This window comes from Chryseobacterium vietnamense, from assembly GCF_031454475.1.
In the GTDB taxonomy this organism is placed as follows: domain Bacteria; phylum Bacteroidota; class Bacteroidia; order Flavobacteriales; family Weeksellaceae; genus Chryseobacterium; species Chryseobacterium vietnamense.
In genome coordinates this window covers 96902-115722 of record NZ_JAVDQX010000003.1, presented here as the reverse complement: position 1 = coordinate 115722, position 18821 = coordinate 96902, and the positions used below count along the sequence as shown (strand labels likewise).

The 18821-nt window shown below is 37.5% G+C and carries 21 protein-coding genes and 2 tRNA genes; 13 read left to right on the top strand and 10 right to left on the bottom strand.

Annotated features, from left to right (window positions below):
- The 6 genes from J2786_RS14615 to J2786_RS14590 all read left to right on the top strand — a co-directional run bounded on the left by J2786_RS14615 (position 1) and on the right by J2786_RS14590 (position 5678).
- A complete protein-coding gene (locus J2786_RS14615) occupies positions 1-867 on the top strand; it encodes an NAD kinase (protein ID WP_047426600.1) in 867 nt (288 codons plus the stop codon).
- 70 nt (positions 868-937) lie between these two features.
- On the top strand, positions 938-2008 hold the full coding sequence (fbaA, locus tag J2786_RS14610) for a class II fructose-bisphosphate aldolase (RefSeq protein ID WP_047422087.1): 1071 nt from the start codon (positions 938-940) through the stop codon (positions 2006-2008).
- A gap of 89 nt (positions 2009-2097) precedes the next feature.
- The gene (gene accD / locus J2786_RS14605) at positions 2098-2952 is read left to right on the top strand and encodes an acetyl-CoA carboxylase, carboxyltransferase subunit beta (RefSeq protein ID WP_047426596.1); all 855 of its coding nucleotides are present in this window, start codon (positions 2098-2100) and stop codon (positions 2950-2952) included.
- A 54-nt stretch (positions 2953-3006) separates the two neighbouring features.
- The gene (locus J2786_RS14600) at positions 3007-3516 is read left to right on the top strand and encodes a DUF6973 domain-containing protein (protein ID WP_047426593.1); all 510 of its coding nucleotides are present in this window, start codon (positions 3007-3009) and stop codon (positions 3514-3516) included.
- Positions 3517-3813: 297 nt separating this feature from the next.
- Positions 3814-5217, top strand: a complete 1404-nt coding sequence (locus J2786_RS14595) for a spore maturation protein (protein WP_047426591.1) — start codon at positions 3814-3816, stop codon at positions 5215-5217.
- Positions 5218-5285: 68 nt separating this feature from the next.
- Positions 5286-5678, top strand: coding sequence for a hypothetical protein (locus tag J2786_RS14590; protein WP_047426589.1), 393 nt, complete (start codon positions 5286-5288; stop codon positions 5676-5678).
- Positions 5679-5693: 15 nt separating this feature from the next.
- Here J2786_RS14590 and J2786_RS14585 read toward each other — a convergent pair whose 3' ends face one another.
- The 4 genes from J2786_RS14585 to J2786_RS14570 form a co-directional block, all read right to left on the bottom strand.
- Positions 5694-6578, bottom strand: a complete 885-nt coding sequence (locus J2786_RS14585; protein ID WP_047426586.1) for an energy transducer TonB — start codon at positions 6576-6578, stop codon at positions 5694-5696.
- Between the two features lie 35 nt (positions 6579-6613).
- Positions 6614-7012 (bottom strand): ExbD/TolR family protein, encoded by a 399-nt coding sequence (locus tag J2786_RS14580; protein ID WP_047426583.1) that lies wholly within the window; start codon positions 7010-7012, stop codon positions 6614-6616.
- Positions 7013-7024: 12 nt separating this feature from the next.
- The gene (locus J2786_RS14575) at positions 7025-7729 is read right to left on the bottom strand and encodes a MotA/TolQ/ExbB proton channel family protein (RefSeq protein WP_047426580.1); all 705 of its coding nucleotides are present in this window, start codon (positions 7727-7729) and stop codon (positions 7025-7027) included.
- Between the two features lie 169 nt (positions 7730-7898).
- Positions 7899-8360, bottom strand: coding sequence for a hypothetical protein (locus tag J2786_RS14570; RefSeq protein WP_142018227.1), 462 nt, complete (start codon positions 8358-8360; stop codon positions 7899-7901).
- Positions 8361-8529: 169 nt separating this feature from the next.
- Between J2786_RS14570 and J2786_RS14565 the strand changes: the two genes are divergently transcribed.
- From J2786_RS14565 to J2786_RS14555, 3 genes are read left to right on the top strand one after another with little or no spacing between them, the layout of a single operon-like run.
- Positions 8530-10326, top strand: coding sequence for a DUF885 domain-containing protein (locus J2786_RS14565; protein ID WP_047426574.1), 1797 nt, complete (start codon positions 8530-8532; stop codon positions 10324-10326).
- Between the two features lie 6 nt (positions 10327-10332).
- Positions 10333-10890, top strand: coding sequence for a hypothetical protein (locus J2786_RS14560; RefSeq protein WP_156121294.1), 558 nt, complete (start codon positions 10333-10335; stop codon positions 10888-10890).
- Between the two features lie 8 nt (positions 10891-10898).
- Positions 10899-11345 carry a DinB family protein gene (locus tag J2786_RS14555; RefSeq protein WP_082001889.1) on the top strand — a complete coding sequence of 149 codons (447 nt, stop codon included), beginning with the start codon at positions 10899-10901 and terminating at the stop codon, positions 11343-11345.
- Between the two features lie 329 nt (positions 11346-11674).
- Here the strand turns inward: J2786_RS14555 and J2786_RS14550 are convergent, their stop codons facing one another.
- Positions 11675-12295: an endonuclease III domain-containing protein gene (locus J2786_RS14550; RefSeq protein WP_076595135.1), complete on the bottom strand. Its 621-nt coding sequence runs from the start codon at positions 12293-12295 to the stop codon at positions 11675-11677.
- Between the two features lie 33 nt (positions 12296-12328).
- Between J2786_RS14550 and bcp the strand changes: the two genes are divergently transcribed.
- A complete protein-coding gene (gene bcp / locus J2786_RS14545) occupies positions 12329-12778 on the top strand; it encodes a thioredoxin-dependent thiol peroxidase (protein WP_047426568.1) in 450 nt (149 codons plus the stop codon).
- Positions 12779-12869: 91 nt separating this feature from the next.
- Here bcp and J2786_RS14540 read toward each other — a convergent pair whose 3' ends face one another.
- From J2786_RS14540 to J2786_RS14520, 5 genes are read right to left on the bottom strand one after another with little or no spacing between them, the layout of a single operon-like run.
- Entirely contained in the window at positions 12870-13403 is a 534-nt protein-coding gene (locus J2786_RS14540; protein WP_047426565.1) for a GNAT family N-acetyltransferase, read from the bottom strand.
- Positions 13372-14034, bottom strand: coding sequence for a hypothetical protein (locus tag J2786_RS14535; protein ID WP_047426562.1), 663 nt, complete (start codon positions 14032-14034; stop codon positions 13372-13374). The genes J2786_RS14540 and J2786_RS14535 overlap by 32 nt, the downstream gene beginning before the upstream one ends.
- A 32-nt stretch (positions 14035-14066) precedes the next feature.
- A complete protein-coding gene (locus J2786_RS14530; RefSeq protein ID WP_047426560.1) occupies positions 14067-15149 on the bottom strand; it encodes a mannose-1-phosphate guanylyltransferase in 1083 nt (360 codons plus the stop codon).
- 2 nt (positions 15150-15151) lie between these two features.
- Positions 15152-15742, bottom strand: coding sequence for a SprT-like domain-containing protein (locus J2786_RS14525; RefSeq protein ID WP_047426558.1), 591 nt, complete (start codon positions 15740-15742; stop codon positions 15152-15154).
- 1 nt (position 15743) lies between these two features.
- The gene (locus J2786_RS14520) at positions 15744-17066 is read right to left on the bottom strand and encodes a TolC family protein (RefSeq protein WP_047426555.1); all 1323 of its coding nucleotides are present in this window, start codon (positions 17064-17066) and stop codon (positions 15744-15746) included.
- A gap of 183 nt (positions 17067-17249) precedes the next feature.
- Here J2786_RS14520 and J2786_RS14515 point away from each other — a divergent pair, with 183 nt between their 5' ends.
- The 3 genes from J2786_RS14515 (at position 17250) to J2786_RS14505 (ending at position 18719) form a co-directional block, all read left to right on the top strand.
- Positions 17250-18494, top strand: coding sequence for a bifunctional folylpolyglutamate synthase/dihydrofolate synthase (locus J2786_RS14515; RefSeq protein WP_047426553.1), 1245 nt, complete (start codon positions 17250-17252; stop codon positions 18492-18494).
- A 42-nt stretch (positions 18495-18536) separates the two neighbouring features.
- A tRNA-Val gene (locus J2786_RS14510) sits at positions 18537-18611 on the top strand.
- A 33-nt stretch (positions 18612-18644) separates the two neighbouring features.
- Positions 18645-18719 (top strand) — tRNA-Val (locus tag J2786_RS14505).
- Positions 18720-18821 lie beyond the last annotated feature (102 nt).

Below are 18821 nucleotides of genomic sequence, written 5' to 3'. Positions count from 1 at the left end.
ATGAAGGCAGCCATATATTCTCAGAAAAAAGATCTTGATACTTTTTTATATTTAAGCAAGTTTATCTCTGAACTTGAAGCAAGAGGTGTAAAATCTGTTCTGTATGATGAAATGGCTGAAGCACTTCAGTTTTCAAAAATATTCGAAACTTTCAACTCTAAACAGGACCTTCTGGACAAAGAAGTGGATCTTTTCTTCACTTTCGGTGGAGACGGAACGATTGTAAACTCTTTAACCTTTATAGAGGATCTTGAAATTCCGGTGGTAGGGGTCAATACAGGAAGACTTGGATTTTTAGCCTTTTTCACAAAAGAAGAAGCCTTTAAAGAATTGGATTCTATCTTAAAAGGAGATGTAAAAACAAGCCGCCGTTCAGTAATTGAGGTTGTTTCACCCAAACTGGAAGGAGCCTTTCCTTATGCATTAAACGACGTTACTGTTTCCCGAAAAGAAACAACATCGATGATTACAGTAGATTCTTTTATCAATGATGAGTTTCTGAATGTATTCTGGGGTGACGGTGTGATCATTTCAACACCAACAGGTTCTACTGCTTACTCTCTGAGCTGTGGTGGGCCAATCATTTCTCCCAACAACGAAAATTTTGTCATTACGCCTATCGCTCCCCACAATCTGAATGTGAGACCTTTAGTAGTAAATGATAAAGTAGAAATAAAACTCAGGGTGGAAAGCCGTGTACCACAATACTCTCTTTCCCTAGACTCCCGACTGATCCACATAGAAACCGATAAGGAAATCATCATTAAAAAGGCAAAATTCCAGCTTCTTCTGGTACAGCCCAACGGTTTGAGTTTCTATGAAACCATCCGCCAGAAGCTCCTTTGGGGCAGAGATAAAAGAAACTAGTAATTTCTTAAAAATGATTACCTTTACACGAAATTAAAACACCTAATAAATTTATAATAAAAAGTAAAACATGAGCAGAATTTTTCCGGCAGGAGTTGCCACAGGTCAGTTAGTTACCGATATCTTTCAGTATGCTAAAGAAAACAAGTTTGCATTACCTGCAGTAAACGTAATTGGATCAAGCAACGTAAACGCTGTGATGGAAACTGCAGCGAAATTGAACTCTCCTGTAATTATTCAGTTTTCAAATGGTGGAGCTGCATTCAACGCAGGAAAGGGATTAAACAATGACGGACAAAAGGCTGCCATCTTAGGATCTATTGCTGGTGCCAAACATATCCACACGCTTGCAGAAGCTTACGGAGCAACTGTAATTCTACACACAGACCACTGTGCAAAGAAATTACTTCCTTGGATTGACGGATTGATGGATGCTAATGAAGATTTCTTCAAGCAGACAGGAAAATCTCTTTACTCTTCTCACATGTTAGACCTTTCTGAAGAATCTTTGGAGGAAAACCTTGAGATTTCAGCTCAGTATTTCGAAAGAATGGCTAAGCTTCAGATGACTCTTGAAGTAGAAATCGGGGTAACAGGAGGTGAAGAAGATGGTGTAGATAACTCAGACGTTGATAACTCCAAATTATATACTCAACCAGAAGATATAGCTTATACTTATGAAAAACTAAAAGCTATTTCTGACAACTTTACCATTGCTGCTGCTTTCGGTAACGTACACGGAGTTTACAAGCCAGGAAACGTAGTTCTTACACCGAAAATTCTTGACAATTCTCAGAAATATGTTCAGGAGAAATTCGGAACGGCTGCTAAACCTATCAACTTTGTATTCCATGGAGGTTCAGGATCTACTTTAGAGGAGATCAGAGAAGCTATCGACTATGGGGTAATCAAAATGAATATTGATACTGACCTTCAGTTTGCTTACACAGAAGGCGTTAGAGATTATATGGTAAACAATATTGATTATTTAAGAGCTCAAATCGGAAACCCTGAAGGAGAAGAAAAACCTAACAAGAAATTCTACGACCCTAGAGTATGGGTAAGAAAAGGTGAGGAAACATTCTCTACAAGATTGGTGAAAGCATTTGAAGATTTAAATAACGTAAATACTTTAAAATAAGAACTGTACATTTGTATCAATGTAAAAAGTATTCATAAAAATACATTTACATTGGTACATTTTACATTTATACATTAATACAAACAAAAATGGCATTCGACTGGTTTAAAAGAAAAGCAAAAAACATTACCACTTCTACTGATGAGAAAAAAGACGTTCCCAAAGGTCTTTGGCATCAGACTCCATCCGGAAAAGTAGTGGAACATGATGAACTAAAGAGAAATAACTATGTTTCTCCTGAAGATGGATTCCATGTAAGAATAGGAAGTGCAGAATTTTTTGACATCCTTTTTGACGGTGGTAAATTTACCGAACTGGATGCTAATGTTGAAAGTATTGATATCTTAAACTTCAAAGATACAAAGCCTTACAAAGACCGTTTGAAAGAAGTAAAAGCTAAAACAAAGCTTACAGACTCTATCAGAAACGCTGTAGGAACTGTAAAAGGAACTGAAATGGTAGTTTCTTGTATGGATTTTGCTTTCATCGGTGGATCTTTGGGTTCTGTAATGGGTGAAAAGATCAGACGAGCAATAGATTACTGTATAGCACACAAACTTCCGTATATGATTATCTGTCAGTCCGGAGGAGCAAGAATGCAGGAGGCTACTTACTCTTTGATGCAGCTGGCAAAAGTTCAGGCTAAATTAGCTCAGCTTTCTGAAGCAGGTCTTTTATACATCGCTTACCTTTGTGACCCTACATTCGGTGGAATTACTGCTTCTTTCGCTATGACTGCTGATATCATCATGGCAGAGCCGGGAGCACTGATCGGTTTCGCTGGGCCAAGAGTAATCCGTGAAACAATCGGTAGAGACTTGCCGGAAGGATTCCAGACATCAGAATTCTTACAGGAAAAAGGATTTGTAGATTTCATCGTAAAAAGAACTGAAATTCAGGATACTGTAGCTAAAACAGTAAATTTATTAGCTGTAAAAGCATAGTATCTGTAACAAAAACAATACAATCTCTCTCTAATTAGGGAGAGATTTTTATTTATGAGGACTTTTAAGATATTTTTCAATACCATCAGAAGTATGAGTTTTAAAAAGATTATCCGTCTTTTATCACTTGTCCTTCCCCATCCTCTTTTTGCCCTGATGAGTTTCCATGCTACCGTAAAAGCATTTACCATTGCACAGAAAAAATTTCCTAAGACAGCTTCCACTAATGGAATCGGAAATGCTTTCAGACATGCCCTGTGGTGCTGCTTTATTATGATGTACTGCTGTAAAATTTCTTCTCCTAAAAAAGCACTTGATTTTTGCAAAAGAATCACAGACATGCATGAAGAACTTTTCCCGAATGAGCCGTTGGAAACCAAAATGGATCTCCATAATAACAAAATCGGAATGGATTATTTCATGGAAATTCTTCCGGGAATTCATCGCCAATTTTTTGAAAAGAGTTTCTTTGTGGATGCATTAGTCAAAAAAATGGATGAAGCTAAGGTTCTGAAAAATCTGGATGATGATTTTGAAGGACATCTTGTTTATCTGGAAGAGTAATTCTTTTATTTTAAACGCTAATGATCGCAAGGAAAATACATAAGCTTACTGTATATTTTCGTCCGCAAGGGCATTTCATTCAGCTATTTTCCATAATTGAAGTTCTCTTTGCTTAGTGCTAACGCCTTCGCGAACGAAAATATATTTCATTACATAAAATCTTTGCGAACACTGCGTTAAAATAAACTTTAAGAACAGAAGTCATCATTACTTTTCCTTGACCGGATAAACAAAAGACTTTAGTTATTTTTGTGGTTTAAAGTATTTTTGATAAGTTTAAACAATTAAATCAATCGGATGGTTCTCAGCAGAATTTGGTCGGCTTTCATTATTATTGCCATTGCCATTGCCAGTATAAAATACGTTTCGTCAGGTAACTACAAAACCATTTTCAATGATATGGTGGTGGGAAAAGGAGGTGATACAGTGAAGATTGCATCACAGCCTATGAGCAGCCTCTCTCCTATTGTAAGAGACAGCCTGATGAAAAAGAATGATTTTGCAGACAGCAGAATTCATTATAAAACTGATTCTTTAAAACAAAATGTAAACGTTTACCGTGTTCAGGACGCTGATGGTGTCATCGGAACCTCTGAAACGGCGGTGAAGATCTGTCTTGGTCTTATCGGAATCATGACCCTGTTTATGGGATTCATGAGTATTGCTGAAAAAGCAGGAGGAATCAACCTTCTAAGCCGTCTGATTCAACCCTTTTTCTCCAAATTATTTCCTGATATTCCCAAAAATCATCCCGCATTCGGGCATATGCTGATGAATTTCAGTGCCAACCTTCTGGGACTGGATAATGCTGCCACTCCTTTTGGGTTAAAAGCGATGGAAAGTCTCCAGACCTTAAATCCCAATAAAGATACCGCCAGCAATTCGCAGATTATGTTTCTGTGTCTTCATGCCGGTGGTATGACTTTGATTCCCGTATCCATTATTGCCATCAGAGCATCAATGGGTTCCAAAACACCTACAGATATTTTTCTGCCCTGTATGATTGCCACTTTTGCAGCTACACTGGCTGCGATGATTATTGTTTCCTTGTATCAGAAAATCAATCTTCTTCGCCCTGTTGTCATTGCTTATGTAGGGGGAATTTCAGCTATTATAGCTCTTTTGGTACTGTATCTTGTACAATTAAGTAAAAATGAGCTGGATGATTTCAGTAAAGTACTAAGCAATGGTTTAATTCTTTTTATCTTCCTTGCCATCGTACTTGGGGCTGTTTACAAGAAAATCAACGTTTTTGATGCCTTTATTGAAGGAGCAAAAGAAGGTTTCACCACCTGTGTTAAGATTATCCCTTACCTGGTTGGGATGTTGATTGCTATTTCTTTATTAAGAACTTCCGGTGTTTTTGATGTGATCATTGATGGGATGAAATGGATTGCTAACGTTGCCAATATGGATCCAAGATTCGTGGACGGACTTCCAACAGCTTTAATCAAGCCTTTATCCGGTTCCGGAGCCAGAGGAATGATGGTGGACACGATGAGTACTTTCGGAGCGGATAGTTTCCAGGGAAAATTGGCAGCCGTACTTCAGGGAAGCTCAGATACGACGTTCTACGTAATTGCAGTGTACTTTGGTGCCGTAGCCGTTAAGAATACGAGATACACGGTAATTGCTATGCTTCTGGCCGATTTGGTGGGTGTTATTACTGCAATCGCGTTGGCCTATCTGTTTTTTGCTTAACAAAACAGTTGCTGACTCAACCAGATGCTATTAACTTTAAACATTAAACTCAAAACCTTAAATCCATTATGATTACCGATAAAGAATTCACCCTAAGACTCATCCGTCAATTAACCCAGGCATTGGAAAAACTGATTCTGGACAAACCTGAAGAAAGTTTAATGCAGAAAGAACTGGATTTTGATACTTTGATGAGAGACATCTTCAAGATGAGCTTCACAGAGGTTGCTTCAAAAACCAAGGAAGAAATGATCGCCATGGTCAACGAAAGACAGGAAAGGGATCACAAAGATTATTATGAAATGCTTGGAAATCTTTTCTACTTCAACAGCAGACATGATCAGAATAAAGATTTCCAGGATAAGGCAAAGACATTCTATGAGCTGTATCTTCAGACCAGCGGTATTTTTGCCCTTCCGGTCATCAACAGAATAAATGAATTAAAAAAAGCACTTGAATAAAGTGCTTTTGTATTTTTAGAATGTAATTTTATAAGTTCCGGTAGAAGAAGTTCCGGCTTTCTCAGCCTTCACATATTTCTTAACCCAGGCTACAGATGTAGAGGCTACACAAGGATCTGAAACACCTCCTGCCCTTCTTGCAGACACTACATTTCCAGCTTTATCTACCGTGTAGGCAATGGTAATTGATCCGCTTGCTGTACAGCTGTGAGAGGGCTGTGCGCCTCCTCTTCCCATTGTTCCGGGAATATATCCTACCAGTTTCCTGTCGATTCCCACTTTACTGTCTCCGTTTCCGTCACCTCCTAAAGGATCTCCTGCATTTCCAATTCCTTCACCTGTTCCCTGGCTTCCAGCTTTGGTTCCTCGTCCTTTGATCAGGTTTCCAATAGCGGCATTTCCTTTTCCGTCTCCATTTCCTGTTTTTGAATTGGCAGTGGCAGCTCCGGACTTTTTAGTATTCTTAGAAGCGCTGGTGCTTGTTGCTTCCTTTTTTTCAGCTTTTTTTGATTCCTCTTTTTTAGGAACTGTTGCTTTTGAATTATTTCCTGTGATGACTTTCTCCTTTGTCTCTACTTTCTTCGGTTCGGGTGCTGGTTCTGGTTTTACAATAGTTTTTGTTTCCGGAACAGGTGTTTCTGCAGGTTCTGGTGTTACTTCTTCTGTTGCAGCGGCAAGACTTCCAGGCTGTTCAGCAGGTTCTTCAATCCCCTTTCCATTTCTGTTATCACCAAAATTAACCAGCATGGTAGTAACCACTTCAGGATCTTTATCCAGTTTAGGTTTTAATTTATACAAAAAAACAAAAAGCAAAATAGCAGCCCAGATGAGAATAGAAAGCAGTGCGCTCTTTACTCTATCTTTATTTTCTTCGTTTCTGTTTGCTGTATAGCTTTTCATCTTAAAACGTAATTCTTTCCGGAAATCCGGGTCTGTTATTTATCTTTAACGGTTGCAATGGCAATGTTAAATTTATATTTCTCAGCTATTTCCATCACAAAAACAACATCTTTATGCAATGTGTTTTCATCAGCCCGGATCGTAAATGATTTATTGGGCTGGCTGGCTAATTTATCTACAATAATTTTCTCCAGTTCTCCTCTGTTGGCAGGATTATCATCCACAAAGAATGAACCATCCGGCTTGATGCTTACCGTCACAGGATTGGGGATATTATCGTCAACTGCTCCGGCTTTCGGCAGATTCACATCAATAGCGCTTTGATTGGCAGCTGAAGAGGTGATCATAAAGAAAATCAGCATCAACAGGATAACGTCTGTCATCGCTGCTAAACTGAATTCCGGATTTGCTTTATTTCTTCTTTGAATTTTCATCGTAAGAAAGATTTATAAAGGTTTGTTGATAAGGTCTAAAAATTCTCCAGACATATTCTGAGCTTTCAGGACAAATTTGTCAATCCTTGTCAACAGAATATTATAGCAGAAGTTAGCAGGAATTGCTACCGCCAAACCTACCGCCGTCTGTCCTAAAGCAGTATAGATACCTTCTGAAAGAGTTTTCGGAGAGAAAGACCCTGTAGCATGGGAAAGATTAAAGAATGCAATAATCATCCCTATTACCGTACCTAAAAGTCCCAACATGGGTGCTATACTTGGTACTACAGCTAAAAGATTCAGGTTTTTTTCCATATTGGCAACCTCTACCTGTGCCTGCGATTCCATAGCACTTACAATATCAGAAACAGGACGTCCTAATCTTGAAATCCCTTTTTCTAAAATTCTTCCTTCGGGAGAATTCTGAGTTTTGCAATAATCGGCTGCTGCCTCTATTTTTCCGGCCTTGATGAAGTCTTCAATATTGTTCATGAAGTTGGAATCTGTTTTTGATGTAAGCCTTTTGATAAAGAAAAATCTTTCAAAAAACAGATATAGAGAAAACACTCCCAATAGTAATACAGTGACCATCACTATTTTAGCGAAAGCTCCTCCATGGAACATAATTTTCCAGAATGAGAACTCTAAGTTGTCTGCAGCAACTGCAGGAGTAGCGATTTGTGCAAATAAAATCTGAGAAAGTTCCGTTAACAGCATTAAATGTAAATTTTATTAAATTTCAACGACAAATGTAGGAGAATATTATGAATTGAACTCTTAAAAATTGCTTAAAAACAACTTAAAATTTGTTACAATTTTACAAATAGCAAATTTCTTTCCAAAAATATTTTGAAAAGAAATTTACAGTTAAAAAGGCAGAAGGTTGTTAGTCTTCTCCTACCTCAATATCATCTTGCTTAAATTCGCATTTTAATCTAAAAGGAATCGGTGTATCTGATCCGGTATAAAAATCATCAATAGTTCCTTTCCAGATAACCTGAAGCTCCCCTTCTTCATTTTTTTCAAAAAGAAGCTCATTATCATAGATGTACGCATCTTCGTCATCGAAAAGATCTACTTCTGTATAGGTTTCTTCATCAGAGTCATTGATGGTGATGGTTTTTCCTTCTATTTCCGCCGATTCGATAGGAAAATCAAAAACTTCAAGTGAAAGCTGCGGAAAGTTGTACTGTAATGAATCATCGTCCACGTGATCCAAACTGTCATCCGTAATCACTTCAACCTCTAAAAAATGTTGCTGGTTGCTGTAAACTGCCTTACAATAAGTATTTCTGATATTGTATTTTAGCGTTTCGTCCGGATGGTAAATTTTTAAAATCCCTTTCATTTTTTCTTAAAAAAGAGCTGTAATAATATGATTGTTAAACGTTTTAGACAAAGATAAAAAATTGATTCAAAGTTGAAAGGATTTTAAAAATAATTTTTTAAAATCAATGCATACAATCATTCTGGATCTCCTAATAATACTTACTTTTGTTTCCATAAAGATTCTGAAAATGAAAAACATTTTATCAAAAAGTATTCTTGGATTGGGACTGGTGATCGGGCTTGCTTCCTGCAAAAAAACGGACTCTCCTCTTACAAAAGTGACGCCCAGCAACCTGGATTCAATCGCTTCGAACTATTATGAGCAGTATCTTAAGCTTTACCCTTTAGATGCTACAGCACAGGGAGATGCCAGATATAATGATCAGCTTCCTATCAATATTGATAAAGATTTTATCTCAGGAGAAGTAGCATTCTACAATTCTGTACAGAAACAGTTGGAGCATGTGGATTACAAAACCCTTTCTGATGAAAATAAAGTGGTGTATGACGTATTGGATTATACGTTGAAAGATAAAATTGAAGCCTACGCCTATCATCCGGAATATATTCCCTTCACTCAATTTGGAGGGCTGCCGCTTACTTTTCCCTTGTATGGAAGCGGACAGGGCAATCAGCCTTTTAAAACAGAAAAAGATTATAGTGACTGGCTGAAAAGAATGGAAAAATTCCCGGAGTGGATGAATGCTGCTGCAGACAACTTCCGTGAGGGAATCACCAATAAGATTGTACTTCCCAAAAAACTGGTGGTCAAAATGATTCCTCAAATGAAGGCTGAAGAAATTACAACGTCTGATATGGAAAAGAATATCTTCTACGGACCTATTAAAAATTTCCCTAAAAATTTCACGGAGGCTCAGAAAGAGAAATTTTCAGCACTTTATAAAGATGCCATTACGAAAAAGATCATTCCTGCTTATACTAAAATGGGGACATTTTTAGAAAAAGAATATCTTCCAAAAGCAAGAGATACAGATGGATATAACAGCCTTCCTAACGGCAATGAGATCTACAACTATTATGTAAAAAGCTGGACCACCACTAAAAAATCACCTGAAGAAATCAATAAGATCGGACTTCAACAGGTGGCAATGCTTCGTGCAGAAATGGAAAAAGTAAAACAACAGGTAGGCTTTACAGGAACGCTTGAAGAGTTTATCACTTTCGTAAAAACGGATCCAAAGGCAATGACTTATAAAACGTCTAAAGAAGTTTTAAACGGGTTCAACAGTATATTAACGAAAATTACTCCCAAGCTGAAAACAATGTTTAATGTAACACCTAAAACAAAGTTTGAGATCAGACAGACAGAGAAATTCAGAGAAGCAAGTGCCAGTGCAGAATATATGCCGGGAACTCCGGATGGTAAAAGAGCGGGTATCTTTTATGTTCCGCTTCCGGATCCTACCAAATTCAATGTTACTTCAGGAATGGAGTCTCTATTCCTTCATGAAGCAATTCCGGGGCATCATTACCAGGTTTCTTTACAACAGGAGAACACAAAGCTTCCTAAATTTATGAGATTCGGATGGTTTGGAGCGTATGGTGAAGGATGGGCACATTATTGTGAAACGCTAGGTCCTGAATTTGGTTTATATACTGATCCTTACCAGAAAATGGGATATCTGAGCGATCAGATGCTGAGAGCTGTAAGACTGGTAGTAGATACAGGACTTCATACAGGAAAAATGTCACGTGAAGAAGCTATCAAATATTTCTTAAGCAATATTTCTTACGATGAAGGAGCTGCCGTGGCAGAAGTAGAAAGATATATGGCAATGCCGGGACAGGCATTAGGCTACAAAATAGGATCTTTAAGAATCCGTGAGCTGAGAGAAAAATATCAGAAAGAACTTGGAAACAAATTCAAGCTGGCAAGCTTCCATGATGAAGTATTAAGCCAGGGATGTCTTCCACTGGATGTTCTGAACAGGAAAATGGAGCTTTGGGCTCAAAAACAAAAATAGTTTCGCATGAAACTATTTTTGTTTTTTTCTATTATTTTTTTGATGACTTTGAGCTGTCATAAAGAGCAGAATTTCGAAAATTTTACGGTTGACAATAGCTTACCTGACAATGATACTATTCTCCTTCTTTCCAAACATCCGGAACTGAAACTTTACAACAGTGAAATTGTTGAAAGTAAAACAAGAACAGCACATATTGTTCAGGCTGCAAGTTACTCAGATGGCTTTCGTAAAGGAACATTTTTATTCGATGATTATAAATGCAAAGCTCAGTATCAGAATGATACCCTTACCATCAAACTGAATAACAATAACGGATATTTTGGAAACGGAATTTTGATTAAGGTGTTTAAAAATCACTTTTACATCAAAGATATTGACCCAAAAACCTTAAAAGGCGAAGAAAAATTCATAAAATCTAAAGTTTTTAGTCAGAAATTGATTCTAAACAGTAAACAATTCACCAAAAATGACAGCATTTATGGTTTTATAGATTATAAATGCAGTATTGACAGTTTGGTTGATAAACACTTTAAAGGATATTTTAAAACCATAATACAATAAAAATTGATATGATCACAGAAAGCCTCAAATCTCTTTACCACAGAGATTTAAATAAATTAAAAACAGAGCTAGAAGCCTATCAAAACGAAGAAAGTCTTTGGAAAACAGATAAAAACATTGCTAACTCTGCAGGTAATCTTGCCCTTCATCTGGTGGGAAATCTTAATCATTTTATAGGGACACACCTTGGAAATACCGGATATATAAGACAGCGTGACCTGGAATTTTCATCAAAGGATATTCCTAAAGCGGAACTTATTGAAAAAGTGAAGAATACCACTACAATGATAGATTCAGTACTTTCCCAATTGTCCGATGAGGACCTGAAAAAAGAGTATCCATTGGTTGTTTTTGAAAGTGCCATGACAACCGATTACTTCCTGATCCATTTGCTTGCTCACCTGGATTACCATTTGGGGCAGATTAATTACCACAGAAGGTTATTGGACATTTAAAATTAAAATAACGCAACGATCACTAAGTAATTGTTGCGTTTTATTTTAGTTCGCAAGGGCGTTTCACTCAGCAAGGGAGATATTGCCTTTGCTAAACGAAGTGTCTTCGCGAGCTATTTCAGCATGTTTTTTAAGCCATGTCAAGGTTCAGAACCTTGACATGGCTTATTTATAAACGCAACCACAAAGTAATTGTTTCATTTTCTATTAGTTCTCAAAGACATTTCACTCAGCGAGGGAATATTGCCTTTGCTAAACGAAGAGCCTCGCGAACTATTTCAACGTAATTTCTATAAAATCTTAGCGATCATAGCGCTAAAATAATTGAATTATTTCTCAAACATCATTTTCGTAATAAAATCCTTCTCTCCTTTTCCTCTTGCCGGAGAATATTCTCTTCCATAGAAAATAATCTGAAGGTGAAGCTTATTCCATACTTCCTCCGGGAATAATTTCTTGGCGTCGCGCTCTGTTTCCACCACATTTTTTCCGGAGGTAAGTTTCCACTGTGTCATCAGACGGTGAATATGGGTATCTACCGGAAAAGCGGGAAATCCGAATCCCTGACTCATTACTACTGAAGCTGTTTTGTGTCCTACTCCCGGAAGTGCCTCCAGTTCCTCATAAGTCTGCGGAACAATACCATTATGACGCTCCAGCAGAAGTTCGGCCATTCTTTTCAGGTTTTTGGCTTTTGTATTGGAAAGTCCTATTTCCTTAATCAGTTCTTTGATTTCAAATTCTTCAAGCTTAGCCATTCTTTGCGGCGTTCCTGCGACCGCAAAAAGATCAGGTGTGACCTGGTTAACTTTTTTATCTGTTGTCTGCGCAGAAAGTGCTACAGCAACCATTAATGTATAGGGATCGGTATGGTCTAACGGAATAGGTGTGGTGGGATATAATTTATCCAGTTCTATCTGAACGAGCTCAGCTCTTTGTTTTTTTGTCATGTATACCTTAAATTTGAACAAAATTAAATCATTATGCTGAAAGTTGGAGATAAATTACCTGAATTTGAAGGATTCAATCAAGACGGAGAAACAGTAACCTCATCAAAATTACTTGGAAAAAAACTGGTAGTTTTCTTCTATCCGCAAGCGAATACACCAACCTGTACAGTGGAAGCCTGCAACCTGAGCGATAATTATTCCAAGCTTGAAAAGGCAGGATTTCAATTACTGGGAATAAGCGGTGACACGGTAAAGAAACAGAAAAATTTCCATAGCAAATTCGCATTTCCTTATGATCTTATCGCGGATGAAAACCGGGATATTATCGAAAAATTCGGGGTGTGGCAGGAGAAAAAAACGTTTGGAAAAACGTATATGGGAATTGTAAGAACCACTTTTATTTTTGATGAAAATGGTATTTGTACAAGAGTGATTGAAAAAGTAACGTCAAAGACTGCAGCTGAGCAGATTCTGGAAGGATAATTCTTTTTTAAACACATATATCACAAATATTTTCACAAATAACACAGATACAATATTGTGCTATTTGTGAAAATATTTTTTTATAAATTTATTATTCGGTTTCGTAATAATTTAGCTCTTCTGTTTCACCGGGAAGTGTAACGTGCTTTTTAAACCTTAACCCCAGCTTTTCAATCAGTTTTTGGGAAGAAATATTATCTTTTGAAATAATGGCAGATATCTTTGTTAATCCAAAGTCATCCATCCCAATAGACTTCACTTTCTGAGCAGCCTCAAAAGCATACCCTTTGCCTTCGAACTCTTCCAGCAGCGAATATCCGATATCCACGATATCCAGCCCTTCCCTTTCAAAGATTCCTACTGCTCCCACTTTTTCATTTCCGTCTTTGGTTACTAAAAGATAGTTTCCAAAGCCCAGTCTTTCAATCTGGGGAGCAAATCTGTTGAGGATATAATTTTCCGCATCTTCAATGGAATTAACATTGCGATTGCCGATATGCTGAATGAATTTGGGTCTGTTATAAAGTTCAAAGACAAAATCTTTGTCTTCACGAGACATGGGGCGAAGGATTAATCGCTCAGTCTCATAGGTATTATTTGCGCTTGGGTGTTTTTCTGGGCTCATCTTTCTTTGGTTCTTCTTTTTTTTCGATTTTTAAAAGTCTCGGGTTATTAGCACATTTTTTATTGTAAAGCTCAATATAGGTTCCATTGTCCTTTACATTGCTAACAGCGCCTGTAGATTTATTTACGGTAACTGTATAATGTGTTTTCTGGTATGGACATTCCTTTGAGGTCAGTTTTCCAAGGTCCAGATAGTAATTCGACTGATCTTCATGGTAATTACCCGCAAGATCCTTGAATTCCTCATCTACCATGTATCCATCGGCCGCTAATACAACCGCTGCTTCCTGAGCATTATCAATTCTGTCAACAAACTTTTTCAGTCCTTCGACATCAGTCACATAATTTACTTTACCCCCTTCCGAATAAGCAATATAATAAAAGCTGTCTTCACTGGGGAAAAGATTGAATCCTGAGAATTGAGGTGTATAATTTACCTTACCCGAAATCTTAATTTCCTCGCCTTTCCCATAGCTGTTGTATACCAACACCCATGAATCTACCCTATTACCTGGGTTGATCTGTTGCAAAATAGCTGGAATGTTTGCAAACTTTTTCTTCTCTTGAGCCCATCCAAAGATTCCCAAAAGTAAAAATGTAAGAATTGTAAATCGGGTTGCAGTTTTAATCATAATTTAAAAATCAGCAGAAAATATACCAAATATTACATAAACTTCTCGCCTTTTTTAAAGCTCTTTAGGTCAAGAACATAATCTTTAATAAGCTGATCATTATCCCGCGGGCAGATCAGAAGTGCTTTATCTGTATCTACAACAATGTAGTTTTCAAGGCCGTCAATAATTACTGCCTTGTTATTATTCTTTAAACGGATGATATTTCCTTTTGAATTATAAGAAAGTAAATGTTTCAGTTTTACTGCGTTTCCGTCTTTATCTTTTTCTGTATTTTCATATACAGAGGTCCATGTTCCAAGATCGCTCCATCCTAAATCTGAAGGAATCACATAAACATTCTTTGCTTTTTCTAAAATTCCGTTATCAATGGAAATTTTCTGAACCTTCGGATAAATGGTTTCAATACAGCTGTTTTCTTTTTCAGAGTTGTACTCACACGCCATAAAATGTTGCATCATCTCAGGAAGATAAAGATCAAAAGCGTGGTGAATGCTCTTCACATTCCATACAAAAATGCCTGCATTCCAAAGGAAATCACCACTTTCCAAAAAGCTTTGGGCAATTTCAAGGATAGGTTTTTCTGTGAATGTTTTCACTTTAAAGTATTCAGATCCCTTTTTTTCTACAAACTGAATATAGCCATACCCTGTATCAGGTCTTGTTGGAGTGATTCCTAATGTTACCAGATAATCATTTTTTGAAGCCACCTCAAACGCCAGCTCTACTTTTTCCAGAAATACATCCTCTTTAAGGATCAGATGATCTGCCGGCAATACAATCATTGTTGCATCCGGATTAATCTCAGCAATTTTGTTAGCCATATACAGATTACAAGCTGCTGTATTCTTCATGAGCGGCTCACCCACAATATTCTCTTCAGGAATCTCCGGAAGCTGCTGATGGGAAACAGGAACATATTCTTTATTCGTAATCACGAATATCTGTTCTTTAGGAATGACCTTGCTGATTCGGTCATAGGTTTGCTGAATCATGGTACGCCCGGTTCCTAAAATATCCTGAAACTGTTTTGGAAATTTCTGCGTGCTCATAGGCCAGAACCGGCTTCCGATTCCCCCTGCCATGATAACGCAATATCTATCTGATTTTGACATTCTTAGCTACATTTTTCTACCCTCGCTAAAGGCTTGAAAGAATACTTCCTTCCAGTAGCCAGGTTCTTACAAAGATAGTTTTTTTTAACTAGACCTTCTAATAAATACTTTTCGTTGCGATAGATAAAGAATTCTCCCTTTTTAAGTTCTTCGATAAACTGCAGAGTATCATCCTGTTTCTCAGTGTGGAAATATCTTACCAGATCAGGGCTTGCCATGAAATTGGCTTTAGGCGATTTTGAAAATTTTATAATGATCGGCTTGAGTTCTTCATCATAAATTTCAAGACTTTGCAGGAGCATATTTCTGAACGTTTCTTTCCATTCGTTGCCATGTGGAGAAATTTTTCGTCCATATTTTTCGAAAGCAATCAGATGGGCCAGCTCATGAGTCAATACAAAGAAAAAAAGCTGTGGCGTCAGAGTAGAATTTACCGTAATTTCATGCGAGTTGTCCGGAAGCTTTCTATAATCTCCCAGTTTAGAATTTCTGTTTCTTGTAACTTTTATATGTATATAGTAATCTGCAAACCAGATCCTTAAATATTTAAGCGTATTTTGGGGTAAGTATTTTTCTAATGATTTGATTGGCATTTTACAAACTTAATGGAATTCCTGCATAGAAATTCAATAGTTTAAGACTAAAAAGATAATTATATTTTGCCTGCGCTACTGATCCCTGTGCATTTGCATAATTATTTCTCGCCACATTGACGTCATAAATGGTTGTTCTTCCGGCAGTATAACTTTTATCTGCAAAATCGAGCGCCAGTTTCGAGCTTTTCTCTGCTTCTACTGCGGCCAGATAGGTTTCGTAATTGGCATCAGCATCAAACTGAGCTTTCTGAACATTTTGTCTTACCTGCTGTTTCTGTTGCTCTAACGTATTTTTGGCTATGCTTTCGTTTACTTTAGACTGTTCTACCTGAAGTTTTGTTTTTCCTTTATTGAAGATAGGAATATTAAGTGATAATCCTACATTTTGTCCAAACTGATCTTTATATTGTTCGAAAAAATTTCCCTGAATAGTACCTGGCATAGGATCAAACTGCCTGTTATAGAAAGTGTTAAGACCGGCACTGGCTGTTAATGTAGGCCAGAATGCTGTTTTGGTTACCTCGGTTTGTGCTTCGGCAGATCTTATGCGGCTTTCCGCTGCTTTGATCTGCGGTTGTATCTCATACGCCGTTGTAAGCACTTCATCTGCGGTAGTAAGCTGCAACTCTAGCTTTTCCGGAATATTCACATCTTCCACATCAAAACCCTTATAATCCGAAAGCTGTAAAAGCTGAACGATGGCAAACAAAGCACGGCCCACGTTTACTTCTGCTGTTTTAAGATTTTGTTTTTCTCTTGCCAATGCAGCTTCAGCCTCTGCCAGAACCGTTTGGGCTGTTGTTCCAACCTGAGTGGTGATTTTAGCTCTGTCAAATTGTTTCTGTGCATTATCTACGGCACTCTGAGAAATTTTAACGATCTCTTTATTCAACAAAGTGGTCAGATATTGCTGAGCGATCTGAAGGGAAATATCATTTTTAATGGTTTCAATGTCATATTGGCTTGCTTCTACATCAAACTGAGCTTTTCTTACATTCTTCTCTAGTCTCCCATTATTATACACCAAAATATCGGCTCCCAGACCCACACTGTTATTGAACCTATCGTTTCTAAAGCTTCCGGCTCCTAATGATCCTTGCCCGAAACTCACTCCAGTCGTAACACTCCCAGATAGGGAAGGTAAATATTCTTTTTGGGCGGCTTTAAGGTTGTATTCCTGGTTTTGTTTGTTATACTGATTTTGGATAACCTGAAGATTATGCTCCACTGCATAGCTTACACATTCTTTTAAGGACCATTTCTTCTGAGCGCTTAAACCCAGATAACCTAATCCAAAAACGATGATCCAAACTTTTTTCATATTGTATATGTTTATTTGTTTTTAATGGCCATATGGAATCGTGTTATCTTCATCAGTATGATACCGTGTAAATCACAGCGATTGCATATTAAGATTTTTCAATATTAGACGAATTAAATATAAAAAAGTTACAGATTGAAAAATTATATTTTATTTTAAAAAAACTTTTGGGAATTTTGTACCATGACAAATGAACAATATCAGGAAGCTATCGACTGGCTTTTCGTACAGATGCCCAACTATCAGATAGATGGACAGAAGGCTTACAAACCTGGGCTTGACAACATTACAAAGCTTTGTGCTTTCTTTGGAAATCCTCAGGATAAAATAAAGTGTATCCACATTGGCGGCACCAATGGAAAAGGTTCTTCAAGCAATATGCTGGCATCGGTTCTTCAGGAGGCCGGTTATAAAACAGGATTATACAATTCTCCCCACCTGATCGATTTTACGGAGCGTATTAAGGTGAACGGCAAAAACTGTAATAAAGAATTTGTCTTTGATTTTATTCAAAAACTGAAAACAATTCCGGAAGATATCCGCCCCTCTTTCTTCGAATTCACAACCATCATGGCTTTTGAATATTTTTATCAGCAGCAGGTAGATTTTGCCATTATTGAAGTGGGATTAGGAGGAAGACTGGATTCTACCAATATTATCAAACCATTGATTTCGGCTATTACCAATGTGCAGCTGGACCATCAGAATATTCTCGGAGATACCATCGAAGAAATTGCAATGGAGAAAGCCGGAATTATTAAGCACGATATCCCAATTATTTCCGGTGATGAGAATGAAGCCGTTAGAAATATCATTCAGGAGAAAGCAACGAAAGAAAACGCTCCATTTATAGATGCTACACTCATTCATACAAAACTTGAATCTGATTTAAAAGGGAATTACCAGAAAAAGAATATCAGAGTTGTATTGGCTGCCGTAGAAGAGTTAAGAAAACTGAATGTCCCTATTTCTGATAATGCTCTTGAAAACGGACTGCTCCATGTTCATCAGAATACAGGCTTTATTGGCCGTTGGTTCGAGTTTTCACAACATCCGCTTACAATTTGCGATACGGGACATAATCAGGCAGGTTTGGAGTATGTTTTTTCACAATTAAATTCAATTAACAGACACAAGCATGTTATTTTGGGGTTTGTGAATGATAAAAAAATAGATGATGTGATGAAATTACTTCCTGAAAATTCTGAGTTCTATTTTGCAAAACCATCCATCAACAGGGGAAGACATCCCGAAGATTACGAAAATCTCCTCCAGGAGGCGAAAATTTTTTATAAAATTTTTGATTCTGTACAGGAAGCGTATCTATCTGCAAAAGAACGATGTACAAATGAAGAAATGATTTTTATCGGCGGAAGCAACTTTGTAGTGGGAGATTTTTTGGAAAAAAATTTGGAGATTAAAGAATAAGTCGTATATTTGCACCACTCTAAACAAGAGAACAAGTCTAGAGGGTTCTTAGCTCAGTTGGTTCAGAGCATCTGGTTTACACCCAGAGGGTCGGGGGTTCGAATCCCTCAGGACCCACAGAAAAGGAAACGAAACCTTTCAAAAAAATTCGGGTTCTTAGCTCAGTTGGTTCAGAGCATCTGGTTTACACCCAGAGGGTCGGGGGTTCGAATCCCTCAGGACCCACAAAAAATCTCTCAGATTTCTGGGAGATTTTTTTTATTTTATCCCTAAGCATTTAAATGTGACCTGCAGTTTTCCTGATATTTATCTACCTTTGCCTACATC